General features: G+C 36.1%; 12 protein-coding genes. 5 read left to right on the forward strand and 7 right to left on the reverse strand.

All coding sequences use genetic code 11. From position 1 onward, the window contains the following. Positions 1-11: 11 nt before the first annotated feature. Positions 12-2,276 carry a glycoside hydrolase family 20 protein gene (locus BBH99_RS11850; RefSeq protein ID WP_066695782.1) on the reverse strand — a complete coding sequence of 755 codons (2,265 nt, stop codon included), beginning with the start codon at positions 2,274-2,276 and terminating at the stop codon, positions 12-14. Positions 2,277-2,564: 288 nt separating this feature from the next. On the opposite strand from BBH99_RS11850, the gene BBH99_RS11855 reads away from it, so the two are divergent. Then, positions 2,565-3,404, forward strand: a complete 840-nt coding sequence (locus BBH99_RS11855) for a DUF4197 domain-containing protein (protein ID WP_066695786.1) — start codon at positions 2,565-2,567, stop codon at positions 3,402-3,404. Positions 3,405-3,996: 592 nt separating this feature from the next. On the opposite strand, the gene BBH99_RS11860 is transcribed toward BBH99_RS11855, so the two are convergent. Next, positions 3,997-4,650 (reverse strand): CoA transferase subunit B, encoded by a 654-nt coding sequence (locus BBH99_RS11860; RefSeq protein ID WP_066695789.1) that lies wholly within the window; start codon positions 4,648-4,650, stop codon positions 3,997-3,999. A 256-nt stretch (positions 4,651-4,906) separates the two neighbouring features. Here BBH99_RS11860 and BBH99_RS11865 point away from each other — a divergent pair, with 256 nt between their 5' ends. Next, positions 4,907-6,709 carry an ABC transporter ATP-binding protein gene (locus tag BBH99_RS11865; protein WP_066695791.1) on the forward strand — a complete coding sequence of 601 codons (1,803 nt, stop codon included), beginning with the start codon at positions 4,907-4,909 and terminating at the stop codon, positions 6,707-6,709. Positions 6,710-7,168: 459 nt separating this feature from the next. Here the strand turns inward: BBH99_RS11865 and BBH99_RS11870 are convergent, their stop codons facing one another. Continuing rightward, positions 7,169-7,870: a CoA transferase subunit A gene (locus BBH99_RS11870; protein ID WP_066695794.1), complete on the reverse strand. Its 702-nt coding sequence runs from the start codon at positions 7,868-7,870 to the stop codon at positions 7,169-7,171. 384 nt (positions 7,871-8,254) lie between these two features. On the opposite strand from BBH99_RS11870, the gene BBH99_RS11880 reads away from it, so the two are divergent. After that, complete coding sequence (locus tag BBH99_RS11880) at positions 8,255-9,790, forward strand: toxin-antitoxin system YwqK family antitoxin (RefSeq protein ID WP_066695801.1); 1,536 nt, start codon at positions 8,255-8,257, stop codon at positions 9,788-9,790. A 354-nt stretch (positions 9,791-10,144) separates the two neighbouring features. Here BBH99_RS11880 and BBH99_RS11885 read toward each other — a convergent pair whose 3' ends face one another. Further along, entirely contained in the window at positions 10,145-12,892 is a 2,748-nt protein-coding gene (locus BBH99_RS11885) for a fibronectin type III domain-containing protein (RefSeq protein WP_066695803.1), read from the reverse strand. Between the two features lie 294 nt (positions 12,893-13,186). Between BBH99_RS11885 and rplS the strand changes: the two genes are divergently transcribed. Beyond that, a complete protein-coding gene (rplS, locus tag BBH99_RS11890; protein WP_002980648.1) occupies positions 13,187-13,543 on the forward strand; it encodes a 50S ribosomal protein L19 in 357 nt (118 codons plus the stop codon). An 863-nt stretch (positions 13,544-14,406) separates the two neighbouring features. On the opposite strand, the gene BBH99_RS11895 is transcribed toward rplS, so the two are convergent. Both BBH99_RS11895 and BBH99_RS11900 read right to left on the reverse strand, forming a co-directional pair. Next, a complete protein-coding gene (locus BBH99_RS11895) occupies positions 14,407-14,850 on the reverse strand; it encodes an SRPBCC family protein (protein ID WP_066695808.1) in 444 nt (147 codons plus the stop codon). A gap of 187 nt (positions 14,851-15,037) precedes the next feature. Beyond that, on the reverse strand, positions 15,038-15,820 hold the full coding sequence (locus BBH99_RS11900) for an AraC family transcriptional regulator (protein ID WP_066695812.1): 783 nt from the start codon (positions 15,818-15,820) through the stop codon (positions 15,038-15,040). 75 nt (positions 15,821-15,895) lie between these two features. On the opposite strand from BBH99_RS11900, the gene BBH99_RS11905 reads away from it, so the two are divergent. Continuing rightward, entirely contained in the window at positions 15,896-17,044 is a 1,149-nt protein-coding gene (locus BBH99_RS11905; protein WP_066695815.1) for an MFS transporter, read from the forward strand. Here the strand turns inward: BBH99_RS11905 and BBH99_RS11910 are convergent. Further along, on the reverse strand, positions 17,041-17,459 hold a 419-nt coding region (locus BBH99_RS11910), incomplete at its 5' end, for a DUF3592 domain-containing protein (RefSeq protein WP_066695818.1). The two genes, BBH99_RS11905 and BBH99_RS11910, sit on opposite strands and share 4 nt — an antisense overlap.

Consider the following 17,459-nt stretch of genomic DNA (forward strand, 5'->3'; position numbering starts at 1 on the left):
AATTGAATAGGCTAATTTACGCCAATTTCATCAACAAACAGCCATGCTTTTGAATCAGCACCAGGATTTCCTGATGGGATAATTCCTGCATTTTCAATCATAATCTTCAGATATCTTGCATTCTGCTTACCTAACTTCAATTGTATTTTTCCTTTAGCATTTTGAATATCCTCTTTTCCTATTTCTTTGATGATTTTAAAATTTTTATTATCATCAGAAACATAAATTTTTGCAGATTTTGCAAGATGAATCCAGCTGCCTTTATTTTCCAGCGTATTAAAATAGATTTCTGAAAAATCGGTTTTCTGACCAAAGTCTATCGTTGCCACGACGTCTTTCCCCTGAAAGCCCAACCATGTTTTACCCAGTTTCTTTACATTTCCAATAATACCATCTACCAATGTAAATGCACCGCCGAATGAATAATTTTCACTTGGCTGCTGCTCTAACGTAATCTTTTTTCCCGTTGATTTTGATACGATAAAATCTTGTGATGAAACAGCACTTTTCAGCTGCCCACCTTCAAAATAAGCGGATTTAACTGTTAAAGAATTTGGAATGGAAACAGGAGCCTGATAATTCTTGGAATTTATTGTTGGAACCGTTCCGTCCAAAGTATATCTGATTCCGTTTGGATTTTGTGAAGTAGAAAGTTCGTAAGCTATCCCATTATTTGAAGGGATTACTTTTCCTGAAATGTTGTAAATACTTTTTGCGTAGTTCACATTCATTTTATCCAGTATTTTGAAATGGCTGATCACTCTGTTTTCAAAATCTTTATAATTTTTAGGATCTGAAGTTCCCCATCCAACTTCTGAAAGTGCCATCAGTCTTGGAAAAATCATATACTCTACCTGTTTGAAATCCAGAATATATTCAGTCCATAAATTAGCCTGAACGCCCAGAATATATTGAGCCTGATCAGCATTTAATTCTTCAGGAATAGGATTATAGGAATATACTTTATCTAAAGGAGTAAATCCACCAAAAGCGTTAGGTTCAGATTGTGGATCTCCCTGATAATGGTCAAAATAGCAATAAGATCCTGGTGTCATTACAGCAAAATGTTTCGCTTTTGCAGCTTCAATACCACCGTTTACTCCTGTCCAGCTCATTACAGCGGCATTAGGAGCCAATCCTCCTTCAAGGATTTCATCCCAACCAATGATTTTTCGTCCTTTACTGTTGATATATTTTTCAATTCTCTGAATGAAATAGCTTTGCAGCCCATGTTCATCCTTCAGATTATTCTTTTTGATTAATGCCTGGCAATGCGCACATTCTTTCCATCTTGTTTTAGGACATTCATCCCCGCCGATATGAATATACTGAGATGGAAACAACTTCATCACCTCATCCAAAACATTCTCCAGAAATGTAAAAGTTTCATCTTTAGGACAGAAGACATCATCAAAAACACCCCATTTGGTAGCCGATTCAAAAGGTCCTTTGGTGCAGGCCAATTCAGGATAAGCAGATAATGCTGCAAGGGCGTGACCAGGCATTTCAATTTCCGGAACCACTGTTATATGTCTTTCCGTAGCGTATTTCACTACTTCTTTTATCTGCTCCTGAGTATAAAAATAAGGTCCATAAGGTTTCCCATCGAAGGTATTGTCCACATAAGCTCCAATCATTGATTCTTTACGTTTGGAGCCAATCTGCGTAAGCTTTGGATATTTTTTAATTTCAATTCTCCATCCCTGATCATCGGTTAAATGCCAGTGAAAAGTATTCAGCTTGTACATCGCAAGATAATCAATATATTGTTTCACCTCATCTACCGTGAAAAAATGACGGCAGACATCAAGATGCATTCCGCGCCATGCAAATTTAGGATGATCCTCGATCTTCATTGCAGGAATTTTTCCAACTGGTTTATATTGTTTAAGAATCTGAATGAGTGTTTGAAGAGCCCAAAAGCGCCCCTGATCAGTATAAGCTTTAATCGTAATATTTCTTGATGAAATCTCAATAGTATAGTTTTCCTGCTCCTGTTCTTTGCTTAAAGGTACAATAGATGGTGGAAACAATGCCTGTACCAGATGCAATTCTTCTTTTGCACCATAGGTAAGCGTGAAAAATTCTCCTAAGTATCTTTTATAATATTCTCTTTCCGGTTTGGATAGATTTTTATCTAAAATAAACTTCTCAGGGATGATAAATTCTCCTTTTAAAAATTCAACTTTCTGAGGATAAGGAATTACATTCAATTTATTTTGAGCAAACATAAAGCTTGAAAGCAACACAAAAAATACTAAAAAGGTTCGTACCATTGGGTAGGGTTAAAGTTTTAGCTAATATACTTATTTTTCAAAACTTTGAAATGGTTCAGATTTTATATTTTACCCATAAAAATTTGCAGTAAAAAATACAATTGCTTTTCTGGGAGATCGTGAATAACTCAATTCATGAACAAGTTTTTTTAACTTTAAAATAAATTATAAATCAAAGATCTATATCAGCGATACTCTGTTTTTTCAATTCAGAAAAAATTATGGTTTATTTTTTGATACTTTACGTCACTTAAAAGATTAAACATCTAAATTTGTAAAAAAAATACAATGAGAAAAAGCATTTTTATAGCAGCCGGATTATTCCTTTCCATTTCTACACAGGCACAACTTCTTGATATTTTAAAATCAACAGTTAAAGACAAAACAGGAATTGATTTAAACAATCCACAGGCCACCAAAGGTTCTACTACTGCTACAACGACAAATACGAAGACTACAACAACAGTTCCCACCTCTACTTCAACCACAACATCTCCTCTTAACGTTGGAAATCTTACTTCCACTCAGATTTCTTCCGGATTAAAGGAAGCTTTAAGCATCGGAGTAACGGATGGAGTGAAAAAACTTGCATTAACAGACGGCTTTTTGAAAAATGAAGCCGTAAAAATCTTAATGCCTGAAAAATTAAGAAAAGTTGATATGACACTTCGTTCTGTAGGATTAGGAAGCCTTGCTGATGAAGGCGTAAAATTATTGAACAGAGCGGCAGAAGATGCTGTAACGGAAGCTGCACCTATTTTCACCAATGCGATCACTTCTATGACGATCACAGATGCTAAAAATATTCTGTTGGGAAGTAATAATGCAGCAACAAGCTATTTACAGAGCAAAACCCAGTCTCAGCTCTTCACAGCTTTCCAGCCTAAAGTAAAGGCTTCTTTAGGAAAAGTAGGTGCTGATGCGGTTTGGAAAAATCTGATTTCAAAATATAATACATTTACAGGACAGTCTGTAACCACAGATCTTAATGAATATGTGACTACAGAAACCATTAACGGTGTATTCAAAATGGTAGCTGATAAGGAAAGTGGAATCAGAAATACACCGGCAATGAGAACCACAAGCATATTACAGAAGGTTTTCGGAGCACAGGATGCTAATAGATAAATTAAAACTTAAATAGAATAAAAAGGCTGTTTCACACGTGAAGCAACCTTTTTTATTTATACCTTAATTTCTTTTGTCTTGAAACAAAAGAAACAAAAATTCAAGACTTGGATTCCTTTGCTAAAAATAAATTCTGTTCTCTAAAAATTTTAAACTCGTGCGGTAGCTATATAATTATATTATCAGAGTTTTTCCCGCACTCAGACAGAAAAATTTTCTTAACGTTCACAGAAATTATTTTTTTAACGCTCCGGACTCCTATGTCATTTCAATCAATCAGCTTCTATTTAAAAGAAGTAAAAGTATTTCTACCAGAATAGATTTCAAGTGAATGATGATTGCAACAATTCCGTTGATTGAACTATATGATATTTTGCCATGAATAAAAAAAGAATTCGTGTATTCATGGCGATTATAAATCTGCGTAATCTCTAGAATCTGCGAGAAAAAAATATGGTTTTGAGAGATTCTTCATTTCGCGCGGTTTCATTCAGAATGACAGAAAAGGTCTTGATGACATTTCTATTCATTCTCTGGACGTTATAGGAATTGAAATAAAAAAACCTTGCGGCGGGCAAGGTTTGTATTGTATTTAGAATTGCATTTCAGGAATTTCACCTTCAATGATAAGATCTGCTTCCGTTGCTTTGATAATGTCTTCTACTGAAACTCCTGGTGCTCTTTCCAGCAGTTTGAACCCTTTTGGAGTTACTTCCAGCACCGCTAATTCAGTTACTACTTTTTTCACACAGTTTACACCAGTTAGTGGAAGGGTACATTTTTTAAGGATTTTGCTCTCTCCTGCTTTGTTTACGTGCATCATGGCAACGATAATATTTTCTGCAGAAGCTACCAGATCCATTGCTCCTCCCATTCCTTTCACCATTTTTCCCGGAATCTTCCAGTTGGCAATATCTCCGTTCTCAGAAACTTCCATTGCTCCAAGGATGGTAAGATCTACTTTCTGTCCGCGGATCATCCCGAAACTAAAAGCTGAATCAAAGAATGAACCTCCATCTAAAATGGTAATAGTTTGTTTTCCGGCATTGATGATGTCTGCGTCTTCTTCCCCTTCAAAAGGGAAAGGTCCCATTCCCAACACTCCGTTTTCACTCTGAAATTCTACGGAAATGCCTTCCGGAACATAGTTGGCAACCAAAGTCGGAATTCCGATTCCCAGGTTTACATAATAACGATCTCTCAGTTCTTTTGAAATTCTTTTGGCAATTTGTTCTTTTGTAAGCATAATTAAAACTTAGACTGCAATTTAATTATTTTCAGCCGAATACAAAAGGGGTTGGAGCAGGAAGTTGGAAGCTGGAGGCTGGAGGTTAATATCGGTCCGAAAACGACTATATTACTTTATAATTACTTATAAACTGTATAACTTCCTTTTTCCCGAACCTGATTTTTTAATCTTCCTCAACAACAGATCATTATCATTCATAATTAACATCGTTAGTAAAAATAATATCATTAATTTTGCATCATTATTTACTAGAATGAAAATACTCTTAAGATACCTTAAACCTTACCAATGGTTGATTATTATTTCTTTGCTGTTGGCCACCATTAACCAGGTTTTCTCTTTATTTGCGCCTGCCATTACAGGGAATATTCTGGACCAATTGGTTACCCATCCCAACTTTTTTGACAAGGAAAAACTTCTACCCAGAAATATAGATGAATACCTTTATGGAACTTCGGTATATCACGGGGCATTCTATTTCTTAGGCTTATTGATCGGAACAGCGATGGTGAGCAGAATTGCCAAAGCTTTTCAGGATTATGTAGTGAGTGTTATTACTCAAAAATTTGGAGCGAAGATCTTTACGGATGGTTTAAAACATTCAATGGCATTGCCTTATCAGGAGTTTGAGGACCAGAGAAGCGGTGAAACATTGTCTATTTTAACTAAAGTAAGAGAGGATTCGGTGAAGTTTATTACCAATTTCATTAATATTTTCTTTGGGATTTTAGTGAGTATTATATTCGTTTCGGTGTATGCGATCCGTCTGCACTGGTCAATTATGCCTGTCTACATCTGTGGAATTTTCCTGATCGCTTTTATCACGAATTTATTGAGTAAAAGAATTAAAGTCATTCAGAAGAATATTGTTTCTGAAACAACAGCTTTAGCCGGAAGTACTACGGAAAGCCTTAGAAATATAGAGATTGTAAAGAGTTTAGGCTTAACGAATCAGGAGGTTATCCGTCTGAATAATAATACCTATAAAATCCTGGGACTTGAGCTTAGAAAGGTAAAAAGCATCCGTTCTTTAAGCTTTATCCAGGGAACGATGGTGAATTTCCTTCAGCAGATGATTACCCTGACGCTTTTGTATCTGATCTTTAAAAACATTGTAACTCCCGGGCAGTACCTTTCCCTGATGTTTTATGGATTCTTTATTTTCGGACCTATGCAGGAGATCGGAAACATCATTATTTCCTACCGTGAAGCAGAGGCATCACTTCAAAACTTCGACCGTTTGATGAAAAAGGATGTAGAAGAAAAACCACTTCATCCAAAACAAATTGGAGCGATTGAAGAACTGGCTTTCAAACATGTTTCTTTCAAGCATCAATCTGCCCAGTATAAAGCATTAAATAATATTTCTTTTGATGTTAAAAATGGCGAAACCATTGCATTTGTGGGACCCAGCGGATCCGGAAAAAGTACATTAGTAAAATTACTGGTGGGGCTTTACAGGCCGCAGGAAGGAAATATTTTTTACAATGGAATTAATGGGAAAGAATTTGATTTTGATGAATTAAGAAATCAGATCGGTTTTGTGACGCAGGACACTCAGCTTTTTGCAGGAACCATTAAAGAAAATCTTCTCTTTGTAAACCCTAAAGCTACTGAACAGGAACTTACCCTCGCTTTGCAGAAATCGAGCTGTACAGCATTACTGGAAAGAGCAGAAAAAGGTATTGAAACGGTTATCGGAGAAGGCGGACTGAAATTAAGTGGTGGTGAAAAGCAAAGAATTGCCATTGCCAGAGCACTTTTAAGAAAACCTCACCTCTTGATTTTTGATGAAGCCACTTCTGCCCTGGACAGTATTACCGAAGAAGAAATCACCTCTACCATAAAAGATATTTCAGAGGAAAGAGAACAAATCACTGTTCTGATTGCCCACCGTTTAAGTACAATTATGCATGCAGATAAAATCCATGTTCTGGAACGCGGACAAATTGTAGAAACAGGTTCTCACGATGATCTGATTGCTGAAAAAGGGCTTTATTATGCCATGTGGAGACAGCAGATTGGAGAAAGGAAAACAACCGTTTCACAATCTTAATAGTATTTTACACCATTAAGATTGGTAATACTATCTTTTCGCTCTATTACATTCAAATGAACTAAGCTTATTTTTTTATTATCTCATTGATTTTGCAGATCTGGCGGATAATGAGTTTATAAAAATCTGCGGAATCTGTGTTAACTGCTCGAAACTTTTATCTAGAGATCCGTCGTTCGGAATGCCAGAGGCAAAATTAGGGTGTTTTAGTCATTAAATTACGAGAGTAGGCTAAAACGCAAAGTTCTAATGATTCTCCTGCTTTATTTTAAGGAAGCAAAAGAGAAGCGACAAGTCGCCTATGAAGCTGAATGTATATTCACACGCTTAAAAATAAAGATGCTTTATTCAGAATGACAGTACAACAAATGGACAATAAAAAAAGTTAAGTTTTACTCAATAAAGAAAGCGCTGATAGATGTTCAGCGCTTTTTATTGTAAATCGTATTCTTCAGAAATTTATTCTCTAGTTCTAACGGTTCTTTGTTCAATCCTTTTTTCAAATTTTTCACCCTGGAAAATTCTCTGGATCATAATTCCCGGAATATGAATCTCGTTGGGATCTAATTCTCCCGGTTCTACCAATTCTTCTACCTCAGCAATGGTAATTTTTCCTGCACCGGCCATCGGATGATTAAAATTTCTTGCTGATCCTTTGAAAATAAGGTTTCCGGCATAATCTCCTTTCCAGGCTTTTACGATAGAAAAATCTGCGTCAAAAGCATGTTCCAGAATATGAGGCTTTCCTTTAAATTCTTTTACTTCTTTTCCTTCTGCTACTTCAGTTCCATATCCTGCCGGTGTATAGAAAGCGGGAATTCCAGCCTGAGCAGCTCTGCATTTTTCAGCTAAAGTTCCCTGTGGAGTAAGCTCTACTTCGAGTTCTCCTGACAGCATCTGTCTTTCAAATTCAGCATTTTCTCCTACATAAGAAGAGATCATTTTTTTTATTTGTCTTTTATGAAGCAGTAACCCCAGTCCAAAATCATCTACTCCAGCATTGTTTGAGATGCAGGTAAGATCTTTCACATCACTTTCCACCAGGGCATTGATTGAATTTTCAGGGATTCCGCAAAGTCCAAATCCGCCTAGCATCAGCGTCATTCCATCTTTAATTCCTTCGATGGCCTCCTTTGCATTTTTTACTCTTTTATCTATCATGAAATATTAGATTTTTCTGTTGGCTAAATTTAATAAAAATTTATCGTATCTGCGATGGCTGGAAAAAGATCTTAATCTCTATCCCATCCTGGAACTCTATTTTCAAGTTAAAAATATCACAATCAGATTTTTACAGCCAAAAGTGAACAAATCGGTTCATTTTTTCTATAAATCTCATGAAATTGGTTTATATTTGGAGCTTAAAATTATAAACACCACATATTTTTTAATCTTCGGATATAATTGATATAAACACAATCTTATATGTAAAATTATTTCTGACGGCTTACGCTGTCTCTTCAATGCTTTTGCCTTTTATTTTCATTCATATTGGTATTCAAAAGCAAATCAGCACAAACATAAAATCAGAACTTAATAAAAAGCATGAAAAAACTATTTACGTCAGCGTTACTTGCATTAGTACTCAGCATCAACGTATATGCACAGGAAAAAACTTATTTTGATGAAAACTGGGAAAAGACTACCCAGGAAAACATGGAGTACTACCGTGAAACAACTCCTAAAGGCAAGCTTACTCTCATCAAAGATTTTTATAAAAACGGAACCCTTCAAATGGAAGGTCTTGCCTCTGACACCACTCCAAGCAATGAGGTTTTTGATGGTAAAGTAACCTGGTATACCCCTGAAGGAAAAGTAATGAGTGTGGTAACCTATGCTAACGGCAAACAAGTTGGAGTCTCTCAATCTTATGATGTAAAAGGCAGACTGATAGAAGATATGATTTATAAAGCCGACGGTACTTTCTCAGGAAAAATGATCAGTTATAAAGATCCTGAAAATGAGTATTATTACAATACACTAACTTTATATGAGAATTCTGCTCCTGCCCAAACCATTATTTATGATGAAGACATCAAAGGGATCAGAAGTGAAACTATTAACGGGAAAGACGGTAACTACGTTAATAAATATTACGGCGAAAAGGGAAAATACCTTGGTAGTCTCAGCTCTGAATCCAATAACGATGGAACTCTGGTAGACTATTACTACAATCCGATGAGGATTTCCAAAATTGAAAAATATAAAAGCGATGGTACTGTTAAAGAAAGTGTTATCTATGCTAAAAACGGAAAAATTCTTCAGGAACAGAAAAGAGGTAAAAAAGACGGTTCCAAAACCACTTACGACGAATCCGGAAAGCAAATCGCCAATCTAAACTATCAATACGAAAAAGAGACTGATAGCTATAAACCAATGGATGGTGAGGATTATGAGTTGAGCTATGATTATAGTTATGTTTCAACCATAGATGTTTATAAAGGAGGCTCACAGATTCTTAATAAGGAATTTGATGAACAGGGAAAACTTACTACTGAAAAGACTCTAAAAGACGGTTCCACTCAGGAAATTAAATATTATGCTCCAGACGGAAAACTGAGATCTACCCTAACTTATAAGGAAGATATGCCTTACAACGGTACGGCCTACGAAGGCCTTACTGAAATGCAATATAAAGAGGGGGTTCTGGTGAATACGAAAAATTATACTGAAGAAAATAAGCTGAAATTCGAGAAGAAACTGAATGCTAAGCAAAACGCCTACGATGCAACAGTCTTCGACAATAAGGGCGCTATTCTGTACACGTACAACCAACCGATCAATGAAGATGATGAATATGACTATAATTTCACGGGACAGATTGTACAATATGTAAAAGGCAAACCTGTCAATAAGTCTTCAGTAAAAAGTGGTATCCTTCAAAGCGGAAAAATCAGAATAAAGGATTACTACGGAGCAAAAGAGCTTGAACGTAATGGGAAATGGGTCTTATTGAAGGTTTATAATTCAGAAGGTAAACTTGTTCAGGACTCTAAAATATTGGCTGATACCAGTGATAGCTTCTCTAGCGAGAGCCAGATTATCATTCAGGAAGATCAGTTGTACAATGATTTTGAATAATGACAAGATCAGTTGATATTTGATAATATAAAAGCAGTTTCAGTTTTCTGAAGCTGCTTTTTTAGGTTTAAAAATTAATGTCATATTTTTATTTCCCACAGAATACACAGGTTTCGCAGATGTTTGCGGAAAACTGAATCCTTAAGGCAGTTATGGTGAAGAAGGATCAATTAACATTGAATTGATGGAGCAGGTGGTTTATTTACAATGATTTTGTTTCTCGCGAATTGAGCGGATTTCGCAGATGATTATGAAAAATTTGTGTGATCTGCGGGAAAATATAAAAAGTATTAAGATAAATAATCGGGCTGTCATTTCTGACAGCCCGATTATTGTATCATGTTTGTTGCTTGATTACTGAATAATCAATTTTAAAGTAAACAGCTTTCTTGCATGGACTTTTACAAAATAGACTCCTTTCGGAAGATTTTCATTCACTAAAGAGAAACGCTGGTTATGAATATTCTTTGATTCATACAGCAACTCTCCTGCTGCAGATACCAATTCAATTTTCTCAATCGGATAATCACTCTTAATAAACGTTGGTTCACCAGATTTTGTAGGGTTTGGATACAGGATTACATTTTTCTCTGTACTCTTCGCCTCTTCTACTCCTAAAGCTCCTGAGCTCACCTGAAACTGTACCCTGTTTGAAACTTCAGTATAAGAATCATTGGTAAACATCACCATATAATAATTGCCTGGTGCAGTTGGTACACCATTTACATTTCCTGTAATTGTTTTGCTTCCCTGCGTTACCCCATCAAAATAAGTATAGGAAACAAAGTTATCATCCGGTGTTTGGATATTCTGAGGATAGATTCCCAGCCAGTCTTTAATAATACCCGGGGAATCCGTCCATGATGCGGTAATATTTTCTCCTAATAAATATACAGGTTTGTTGATCCATAACTCAGTAACGATATCTCCTACTTTAAAAAATACTTTTTCTCCGATTCCGTTATAGCCGTCTTCCAGTAAGTACTGAGCATAATAATATCCTTTTGGAAGGCCTGTGAAATTAAGCGTTCCGGATGCTGTGGCTACATAGCTCCATTTTATAGAAGCTGTGGTTCCCGGAGTCTGCCCCATTTTATAAATTCCGATCCAATCTTTCTGCAGACTTGGAGCATTTGTAAAATTAATGGTTACGGTACCTCCTACCGGATATGTATCTGCTGTAGCCTGTAACTGTACTTTGGGGCCTACATAGAAGCTTTTTCTTGGAGCAATATCCGTATATCCGTTATTAGCAAAAAATCCTGCAAAATATTGACCTTTATTAGGCAAACCATTATTGAAAGTAGCAGTTCCTGCTGTTTGCCCGTTGGTATAAGTATAAGTTTGTGCCGTTGCACCTCCTCCTGGAGTCTGTCCTTTTTTATAAAGTCCTACCCAATCCTGCTGGTTTCCAGGACCACCTGTGTAAGTAGCAACAATGGGTTCATTTTGGGCATATTCCGTTTTATCTAAAGTAAAGGTAGGATTCGAAACCACACTTCCCGTAATTTCAAACTGTTTTACGTCACTCCAATCGCTCCATTCAAGGTTTCTGTCTCTGTAGCGGGTTTTTACATAATAAATACCATTCGGGATAGAATTTGAAGCTAAAGTTGCTTTTGTAATATCTACTCCTTCATTCAAGTTTTTGGTTTTATCCGGATTTCCGTTTCCGTCTTTTCCGAACCAGTTTTCAAAATCTCGGTAGAATTCCTTTTCAATCACAGAGAAATCTGCTGCTTTACTGATTAAGAACTGAGTTGTATTTAAAAGTTCTCCGTTAGATGATGAGAAAGCACTTCCATTCAGTGTTAAAGGCAATGTAATTGGCCCTGCAAATGTATTGGTGATAGATGGTTTTGTCGGCTTTGGCTGATTTTTATACCTGTGGAAAGAATCTACAAGCTCGTTATTTTTCTTGGTATATTTTCCACCAATAGAATAACATTCTATATCTACTTTTCCTGTTGGAATATCTACCTCAACAATCTGATAGGTCCAATCCGTTAATGTTTTCTGAACATCATCAAAATCCTGTTCATTAGACATTCCCCAATACTGATCCCAAGCCGTTCCTCCTGAAATGATCTGGTAATTAGGCGTATTTTTAAGCTGTCCTCTGTGATACAAGTGATGGTGTGCTCCAACGTGCATCAGGTATTTATCAGATGTCACCAAAAGCGGAACCGCATTGTTCCTTACCCATGTTGAAATATCTCCAACATACTGCTCTGCCTGGTAAGGTCTGTGACTTAATGAGATGATCCAGTCTACTGTAGGATCATTATTCGCTTCATTTAAAATCTGTTGAAGCCATATTTGCTGTGTAGAGCCTGTATGTTCAGAACTTAAACTGATAAACAGTACATTTCCCGCCTGCTGGGCATAATAATTTTCGTTTCCTGAAGTGATACCTTTATATCTGATCTCATCAATATAGAAATGGGCATAATAAGAATTCATTCCCAGAGTTCCATAGGTCTCGTGGTTTCCTACAGTTGTTTGAATGGGTAAATAAGGAGATAATTTGATATTCTTTTTAAAGTGAACATTCTCATAATGATCCAGTGTTCCCACATCCACCTGGTCTCCTACCATGAAAGTAAGCGCAATATTATCTGATGGATCTGAAGCAGCTCCGAACTTTTCTTTTAATTTTTTATAAGCATTCAAAGTAAGGCTGTCATATCTTGGTTCTGCTTTGATCTGATTATCTCCCATGATAAGAAAACGGATCTTTCCATTGGCTGTTACAGGCTGTCCCGGTAAAGGAAGTGTTCTGAAATTGTATACTGCAGATTCATTAGTACCGGTTTTAATCTTATAATAGTACTTGGTATTCGGTTGCAGATTAGTAATTTTTGCCGTGTGATAATAGTAATTATTGTTGTATCCTGTATCTGAAAAGATGTTGGTAGTACCGGTTACCGTTACATTCAGGTTGGTTGGGGAATCCCCGTAGATTACAGTTGTTTCGTTGTCGGAAGCAGTCTTCCAATTGACGATCATAGAATTCGGAGTAGGGTTTTGCAGATATGGGAACAAAACCTGTCCGAATGCCATTTGGGCCACGAAACAAAAAAAGAAGAAATAGTGTTTCATAATCGCTTAATTTTAAAATGACATCTAGAGTTTTAATTTGTGAATCAATAATTTAAAAAATCAATACTCTGATTTTTATTTCGGGCAAAAGTAGAAGTCCCATATAAACTCTGTCTGATGGAATCTTAAAGAATCTGTTAATTTTTTAATGAAACCGGAATGAAAAAATTATAGTTTTTAGTACAGTAAATATTTGGTGTATTCAAAAACTATTTTGTACATTTGCAACCTGTTATTCAACCTCTGACGATAACCGTGTAAGTTGCTTAGCTTTAACATTTTATTTTATTAATAATGGATTTATTAAAGTACGTACAAGACAAGTACATTGCGAAAAAAGAATTCCCTGAATTCAAAGCAGGTGATACAATTACTGTGTATTACGAAATTAAAGAAGGACAAAAGACTAGAACTCAGTTCTTCAAAGGGACAGTTATCCAATTAAGAGGTACTGGTTCTACAAAAACTTTCACCATCAGAAAAATGTCTGGTGATGTAGGTGTAGAAAGAGTATTCCCTATCAACATGCCTGCACTTCAAAAAATCGAGGTTGACAGAAGAGGTAGAGTTAGAAGAGCTAGAATCTACTACTTCAGAGATCTTAGAGGTAAAAAAGCGAGAATTAAAGACGCTGCTTACAAGAAGAAATAATTCAGACAACAATAAATGCAAAAAGAAGCTGTTTACGAGTAAACAGCTTCTTTTTTTATGGGGATTCAGCAATAAGCAATAAATAGTAAGTAATAATATTGTTCGGATCAATCTTAAAAGTTGGGGACTAAATAAAAATTGAATTCATCTGAATAGAAAAATTTACCAATTAGAATCAACAGGCGTGGAAATAGGTTTTTCACGCAAAGTTTCATGTTTGTGTATGCTTTATTTTTTAAGTGAGCAAAGACGGGATCGATTTTCAATCGATCTGAAGAAGCGAATGCACAGCCACAAAGCTTCATCAGCAACGAAGTTGCATTACTTAGCCTCCTAAAATAAAGTATTCGAATCACTAATTCGTTGCGTCTATAGAATTTAGAATAATCAATCGGTATTCAATGTTTTACCACAACTTTTGAGCATCCTATTGTTGTTCAAATTCAATATTTGTCATACCGGATGATATGAAATCCCCTTTTGTTTCTCCTACAAGTATTGTCATCCTGAAAGGATCTTTAGGATCTTCTCAAATTCATAAAAAACAATTTTCTTTTATAAGTTTATACTTTTGTCTTGAAATCGAAGATTCAACGTAGTCAAACAGTATACAAAAGTTCAAGACTGGAATTATCCACTAAAAATTTAAATGTACTCCTAAAATTTCCCAACTCGCATGGATCATTTGCGAGTTCTTCGATTCAATATAAGAGCCATGTTCAGACAGTGGAAATTTTTAACGGATTACATTGAAATTTTCTTAACGCTCCTAATTCCTAGGTCAGTCAAAATTCCGTTTACATCCACCATTCACATCTGTGAAAATCTGTACCATCCGTGGGAAATAATATGGGTAATATTTGCTATTCTCTGTAGGGTGTACCTTTTCCGGTTTCCAGGAAGAGTTTCAGACTGCCAAGGAATTGTACCCAGCCATTGGAACAGATATCATAGCATTCAATATCCGGGTGTAAGCCAAGATGGCTAACTTTTATCTTAGTATTCTCTCCCATTTGCTCTATTTCCCAAACAATGGTTGTTCCGATCCATTCTTTCTGGTTTTTTAATTCCGGAAGGGCAATTAATGAATCTTCTACATACCAGATCATCTTCGTATCAGGGGTAGCTTCTTTCACCCGCATTGTTTTGTAAACATCAGCTCCGAATCGTATTGTAAATATATCTCCTGTTTGGGCAGAAGATCCTTCAAACATTTCTGACCACCAAAGGGAAATCTGATGAGATAAAGCATTGTATGCTTTGTTCGCTGTAGTTTTTACTTCTATAGTGTTGGTGTAATCGTTCATGGTATCTATTTTAGTTTGGTTATACAATTTTATGGAAAGTATTTTTCAAAAGGCTTTGCATATGACAAGAAATAGATTGAAGGACAATAGTTTAAACCATCCCGTCAAAAATTCACTGAATTTTTGACATCCCTCCAAAGGAGGGAAATATCCAGCCCTTCGACTGAAATATTGGGAGATATGGTGGTTATTCGTTTTTTATAAGGTATTGTAATGGTGTGGAACCGGTATGTTTTTTAAAAAATTCAATAAAGGCACTATCTGAGGAGAAGTCTAAGCTATGAGACACCTCTCCTATTGAGTTGCCATCTACTAAAAGTTCTATGGACCGTTGAAGACGCCATTGCTGCCTCCATTCCTGATAAGAAAGTCCGGTCTCTTTTTTAAAAATACGGGTGATTGTCTTTTCTACAGCTGCGGTTTCTTCTGCCAGGCTTTTCAGCATAGGTGGCATGGACGTTCTTGTTGTCCACTCTTCTACGATTCTCTTAAAACGTCTGTCAACAGGCATTTTAAGCTCCAGCTTTTCTTCAGGAGCCTTTGCTATTTCGTCCCAGAATACATTTAAAATATTCTTCTGAGCAGGGTTAAAACACGACCATTCCCAGAAGCAGATTCTTTCAATGATTTCTTTTAATAAAGAATTGACATGCAAAACCTTGAGGCTTGAACTCATATATTTTTCAGCATATTCACTGTCAAAGTATACTGATCTGTAGGCGACAACATTCCGGAAGTTTACCCGGTGAATTTCATTGGCCGGAATCCACAGCATTCTGAATGGCGGCAATACAAACTGTCTGTCGGAAGTCGTTACTGTCATACAACCTGAAGGAGCATACAGCAACTGTGCCTTGGTTTTGTGGTCATGAAATCCGGAGTCGTGCATCACCATATCAGAAGCAATTCCAATGACTCTTTCTTGAATAACATCCGCATCAAATTCTTCATTCTGTTTCAATATCGCCATGTCCTATTTTTGATATTTTTTGTTTTTATACCATTATAAATATACACTGAAATTTTCAAATCTTTGCAGAAAAAAATGAAAAAGACAAATCCGCTATGGCTTTTAACGCTTCTTGTCATGCTTCCTCAATTTGTAGAAACCATTTACAGTCCGGTTTTACCAATGGTTCAGGAAACATTTGGAGTGAATGAGGAATCTACAACCTTAACAATAAGTCTGTATTTTATCGCTTTTGCTTTAGGTGTGGCATTTTGGGGTATACAATGTGATAGGATCGGAAGAAAAAAGTCATTAGAATACGGGCTTATCACCTATGGAATCGGGACTTTTGCTGCTATTTTTGCTCCTGATTTTATGATTTTACTTGCTGCCAGAATTGTTTCTGCTTTTGGAATTGCTGTAGGTTCTATTGTCACCCAGACCATTCTGCGTGATACTTACGATAAAGACCATATCAGTAAAGTATTTTCATGGATTGGAATTGGTTTGTCCATCAGCCCGATTATCGGAATGACCACGGGTTCTGTTCTTGCTTCTTCAATAGGTCATCAAGGGGTTTTTATCACTTTGTATTTGATAGCTGTCGTGTTTTATATTCTTTCCAGAAAAAATGTTTCTGAAACCCACCATTCCAGAAAAGAGATCAATTTTCAGATGCTGTTTGGCTTATTGAAACGAATGCTCAGAGACCGAGACATTATCAAATGTTGTTTACTGGTGATGAGCTTTAATGTTTTGCTGTTTTCCTATTATTCGCTGGCTCCTTTTATTTTCAAAGAACAGCAATATTCATCTTATATTTTTGGATACAGCAGCATTATATTAGCTGCCGGAACTTTTGTGGGGGCCAAGCTGAACAGATTTCTGATTTTAAGGAATATTGCTCCCAGGATTTTAGTCAACGCAAGTGTTGCAGGTTCATTTATAGCTTCTGTTTTTGTATGGATATTAAGCGGTTACGGAATCTATTTTCTGATTCCCTACTTCTTTATCGTGATGGCTTTCAGTATGGCTATCCCGAATATTCTGAGTACAGCGTTAATCCATTATAAAAACGAAACCGGAAGCGCAGGGGCTTTACTGGGGCTTATTTATTATGTATTGATAGGAAGTGGTTTGATAAGTATAGGTTTTATTCAAAATCTGGGAATTTCATGTGTTATTTTTTCAGGAATTGGAGTTCTTACTTTACTGGCATTCAAATCAAAAGAAAAAACCGTTTAAGTTATAAACGGTTTTTTCTTTTTTAATGTTCCAATGTAATATATTAGAACAAGCAATCCAATTATTAATGGGATCATGTAAAGACACAGGAATATAAATGGGCCGAACCAAAGATTCCAAAACCCACCAAGAATGGCTTTGGAAGGATCTTTTTTATCAAAATACACGGTTACATCATTGGACCATTCTTTGCTGTTACTGCTATAATCAGCATGAAGAATATACGAATGATTGGAAGAATCATAATAAGTGATAACCGGAGAATACATTTTGGTATAATTAATCTCGTCACCATCCTTCGACCAGCTTTCTTTATACCCCGTAATCCTTGCTTCCGTTTTCACCCTATCAGATACTAAATTGATATGCCTGTACAATTTACTACCATTGTAATAGACTCCTCCAGCACCCATTG

Origin of the sequence: Chryseobacterium contaminans, from assembly GCF_001684955.1 — a bacterium.
Classification (GTDB): Bacteria; Bacteroidota; Bacteroidia; order Flavobacteriales; family Weeksellaceae; genus Chryseobacterium; species Chryseobacterium contaminans.

What these genes read in the sequence shown, in the direction of transcription:
- BBH99_RS11905 (WP_066695815.1), top strand. Translation starts at nt 15,896, where the DNA reads ATGAAAAAGACAAATCCGCTATGGCTTTTAACGCTTCTTGTCATGCTT.
- BBH99_RS11870 (WP_066695794.1), bottom strand. Translation starts at nt 7,870, where the DNA reads ATGATAGATAAAAGAGTAAAAAATGCAAAGGAGGCCATCGAAGGAATT.
- BBH99_RS11865 (WP_066695791.1), top strand. Translation starts at nt 4,907, where the DNA reads ATGAAAATACTCTTAAGATACCTTAAACCTTACCAATGGTTGATTATT.
- BBH99_RS11900 (WP_066695812.1), bottom strand. Translation starts at nt 15,820, where the DNA reads ATGGCGATATTGAAACAGAATGAAGAATTTGATGCGGATGTTATTCAA.
- BBH99_RS11895 (WP_066695808.1), bottom strand. Translation starts at nt 14,850, where the DNA reads ATGAACGATTACACCAACACTATAGAAGTAAAAACTACAGCGAACAAA.
- BBH99_RS11860 (WP_066695789.1), bottom strand. Translation starts at nt 4,650, where the DNA reads ATGCTTACAAAAGAACAAATTGCCAAAAGAATTTCAAAAGAACTGAGA.
- rplS (WP_002980648.1), top strand. Translation starts at nt 13,187, where the DNA reads ATGGATTTATTAAAGTACGTACAAGACAAGTACATTGCGAAAAAAGAA.
- BBH99_RS11880 (WP_066695801.1), top strand. Translation starts at nt 8,255, where the DNA reads ATGAAAAAACTATTTACGTCAGCGTTACTTGCATTAGTACTCAGCATC.
- BBH99_RS11885 (WP_066695803.1), bottom strand. Translation starts at nt 12,892, where the DNA reads ATGAAACACTATTTCTTCTTTTTTTGTTTCGTGGCCCAAATGGCATTC.
- BBH99_RS11850 (WP_066695782.1), bottom strand. Translation starts at nt 2,276, where the DNA reads ATGGTACGAACCTTTTTAGTATTTTTTGTGTTGCTTTCAAGCTTTATG.
- BBH99_RS11855 (WP_066695786.1), top strand. Translation starts at nt 2,565, where the DNA reads ATGAGAAAAAGCATTTTTATAGCAGCCGGATTATTCCTTTCCATTTCT.